Here is a 3,584-nt window from a genome sequence, read left to right on the forward strand (position 1 = left end):
TAATCATAAATTCAAGCGAAGGGAACCGTTAAAAAATTGTGCTGTTTGAGTGCGTAGCACGAGTTCACAATTTTAGGTTCACAAGCTTAGAATTTATTTGTTTTCGTAGTCTGGATATTCGTGCGAGATGTTTGCTATGGACTCAACCCTTGCGTGTCTTGCAACTGTCGTCCAGCAAAATCTTTGCACTATTTTTTGTCCTTGTTTTGCAATCCCCAACACGCGCGAAACCTTTAAGCAAACAATCGAAGCTAAGAATATCATCATATAAAATTTAATGCTTCTTATGAGCGACGCTTCGAACGATGAAATCTTCATTTCATCTTATTAAAAGAAGATTTCTGAAGTGAGGCTGAGCGAGTGAGAACATTAAATTTTACCCAAGATATTCGTGCGAGATGTTTGCTATGGTTTTACCCTTGTGTGTCCTGTTATTGTCATCTAGCGAAATCTTTGCACCATTTTCTATATTGTCCTTCAATCCCCATAAAAAAAGAAGTCTTATTCAGACTTCTTTTTGAGTTTAACAATATCATTGTTGTATAAAATTTGTATGAATTGAGATAGTCTCTCATATAGAGGTTCTACCTCATCTCCGTATTGTTCTTTTAATTTATTCCCAATCTCTATGATGTTTGCTTTGCCATCAATCATTCTGAAAACATCACTGCCGTAACCTTCGAGCTTGATGTTGGATTCTTTTGGCGTAAAGAACATCTTTTGAGCAATCTTATCAAAAATATGATTGTGTTTCTTTTTCAAATACACAAGATCATTTTTTTCATAAAATTCTATCTTCTCATTAACCTCAGGAATAAATTCTAGGAAATTTTTATTTCGCTTCATTAGTATTTACGTTTTTAATACAAGTTCTAAGTAAAACTGCTAATAACAACAAGAATACTATGATTGATCCTATTGTACCAATGTTGAATTTTGAAGATAAATCAAGAACTTCAGCTAATGTCTTGTCGCCAACTTTGATTATAGCAAATGCAGCAAGTAAAATACCTACAACACCTTCACCTGCGATAAATCCAGATGTGAACAATACACCATTTTCTTCTTGTTCTTTTCTTAATTCTTCATTTTTAACTTTTCTCTTATCGATAAATAATCTGATTAAACCACCAGTCATGATAGCTGTAGAAGTGTTAATTGGTAAATACAAACCTACTGCAAATGGTAATACTGGAATTCCTAAAATTTCAACAACAACTGCAATGAATGCTCCTGCGAAAACTAATCCCCAAGGAAGTGATCCACCCATTACACCTTCGATGATAAGTTTCATCAATATACCTTGTGGTGCAGGAAGTTCTTCTGTTCCATATCCCCAAGATGAATCTAATAACCATAAGATAGCACCGATTACAAGTGCAGATACTGCAACACCGATTAATTCACCGATTTGTTGTTTGTATGGAGTAGCTCCAACCAAGAAACCAGTCTTCAAGTCTTGTGAAGTATCACCTGAAATTGCGGCGATAACACAGATTACAGTACCAATTGAAATTGCCATCATCATACCATCGTGACCAGTATTTCCCATAGCTTTGATCAATATTGAAGTTATCAATAAAGCAGCGATAGTCATACCAGAAACTGGGTTGTTAGATGATCCAATAAGACCAACCAAACGTGATGATACAGTCGCAAAGAAGAAACCAAATATAACGATAATAATTGAACCAACAGGTCCAACTGGAATAATTGGTAAAACAGCCATTACAACTGCGATTGCAAGAATTGAAATTCCTATGAACTTCATGTTCAGATCTTTTTCAGTACGAAGAACTAAATCTGTACCTAAACCTTGTGATTTGTAGTCTTTCATTGCATCTCTGAAAGTTCTGATAATAAGTGGTAATGATTTGATTAAAGATATAATACCACCAGTAGCTACAGCACCAGCTCCGATATATCTCAAATAAGTACCCCAAATTTCTTTTACAGACATGGCGGAAATAGCCTTGTCAGCAGCGCCGATAATGTTGTCTCCACCGAATAATTTCATAAGTGGCATAATAACTAACCAACCTAAAGTTGCACCACTTAGCATGTATCCAGAAATCTTAGGACCACAAATATAACCAACACCTACCAAAGATGGAAGTGGGTCGATACCGATACCAGCACCTGAGAAAGATTTAACTGTAATTTCTTTTGATAATGAAGATGGGAAAATCTTCAAACCATCAGCAAAGAATTTGTATACAGCAGCCAAACCTAAACCTTTAAATACAAGCTTAGCCTTGGATCCACCTTCTTCACCGGCTAATAAAACTTCTGCACAAGCAGTTCCTTCTGGATATGGAATAACCCCGTGTTCCTTAACTATTAAAGCATTTCTCAACGGAACCATGAATAAAACCCCTAATAAACCACCAATAAGAGTAATAACCCCTATTTCGATTAATGATGGAGCTGGTTCATTCCATTCCTTCATCCAAATAAATAATGCAGGCATTGTAAAAATAGCTCCAGAAGCAACTGATTCCCCTGCAGATCCTATAGTTTGAACGATGTTGTTTTCCAAAATAGAATCCCTCTTGAAAATCAATCTGATAACTCCCATTGAAATAACTGCAGCAGGAATTGACGCAGATACTGTCAAGCCAACTCTAAGACCTAAATATGCATTAGCTCCACCAAATACAATTGCCATGATAATACCGAAAATAATAGAGAATGGTGTAAGCTCTGGCAAGACCTTATCGGCTGAAATAAAAGGCTTAAAGTCATTATTATTGTTGTTGCTCATAAATATACCCTCCTTTTTATATATATAAATTTACTTCTCCATTATACCAAATTGAATTTATTTTGTCAATAATATTTACTGCTTTACACTTAATTCCACACATAATTATTTAAAAGTTTAAAAACAAAAATCTGAACTTTTATAGTAAAATTGTTTGAATTTTCTCAAATTAATAGTATAATAAAAGAGTTGGAATAAATTAATTGGAGGAAATTATGAAAAAGAAATTTTTAACGCTATTATTAGTATTATCAATGGTTGTATTAGCATCATGCTCTAACCAAAAAGGATCAGAATTAGAAAGCAAATTAAAAGAAGTAGAAACAGATAAGAAATTCGCACTTGAAAACTTAAACGATGCTAACAACAAAATCAAAGAATTAAACGCAAAAATTCAAGAACAAGAACAAGGCTATAGCTCAAAAGTATTAGTAAATGACCTAACAGCAGAAATGAGCAACGAACAATTGCAAAAAGTATTAGCAAACACAATTGCCTACAAATTAACAGCTGATGATCAAGAGTTAGCAAAAGAAACAACACTTGAAGTAGCACAAATGCCTAAGACATTAAACTTCATCGTACAAATCCCAGAAGATTTAAAATCATCAGAAAAAGCAAAAACAATCTTGAATTTACAAGCACCAAAAATCAACGTAAATGGTAAAGCAGCACAAGTGGAAGAACAAGAAGAACACGATGTAATCAAATACGTAGTAAACTTAGAATCTGCAGGAAAAGAAGCAAAAATCGACCTACCACAAGACATAAACGCAAAATTACAAAGACCAAACCAACAACTTGTAATCAAAGCAAAATA

General features: G+C 34.1%; 4 protein-coding genes. 1 reads left to right on the forward strand and 3 read right to left on the reverse strand.

Going from position 1 to position 3,584, the window contains the following annotated elements; all coding sequences use genetic code 11:
- Window positions 1-93 precede the first annotated feature (93 nt).
- The 3 genes from KHW44_RS07470 to KHW44_RS07480 all read right to left on the reverse strand — a co-directional run bounded on the left by KHW44_RS07470 (window position 94) and on the right by KHW44_RS07480 (window position 2,764).
- Window positions 94-318: a hypothetical protein gene (locus tag KHW44_RS07470; RefSeq protein WP_304067886.1), complete on the reverse strand. Its 225-nt coding sequence runs from the start codon at window positions 316-318 to the stop codon at window positions 94-96.
- A gap of 183 nt (window positions 319-501) precedes the next feature.
- Window positions 502-846: a PqqD family protein gene (locus KHW44_RS07475; protein WP_002835276.1), complete on the reverse strand. Its 345-nt coding sequence runs from the start codon at window positions 844-846 to the stop codon at window positions 502-504.
- Entirely contained in the window at window positions 833-2,764 is a 1,932-nt protein-coding gene (locus KHW44_RS07480; RefSeq protein WP_304067890.1) for an OPT family oligopeptide transporter, read from the reverse strand. Before KHW44_RS07480 ends, KHW44_RS07475 begins: the two co-directional genes overlap by 14 nt.
- A 215-nt stretch (window positions 2,765-2,979) precedes the next feature.
- On the opposite strand from KHW44_RS07480, the gene KHW44_RS07485 reads away from it, so the two are divergent.
- On the forward strand, window positions 2,980-3,584 hold a 605-nt coding region (locus tag KHW44_RS07485; protein ID WP_304067893.1), incomplete at its 3' end, for a hypothetical protein.

The sequence above is a fragment of the Finegoldia magna genome (genome assembly GCF_018371055.1).
Taxonomy (GTDB): Bacteria; Bacillota; Clostridia; order Tissierellales; family Peptoniphilaceae; genus Finegoldia; species Finegoldia magna_I.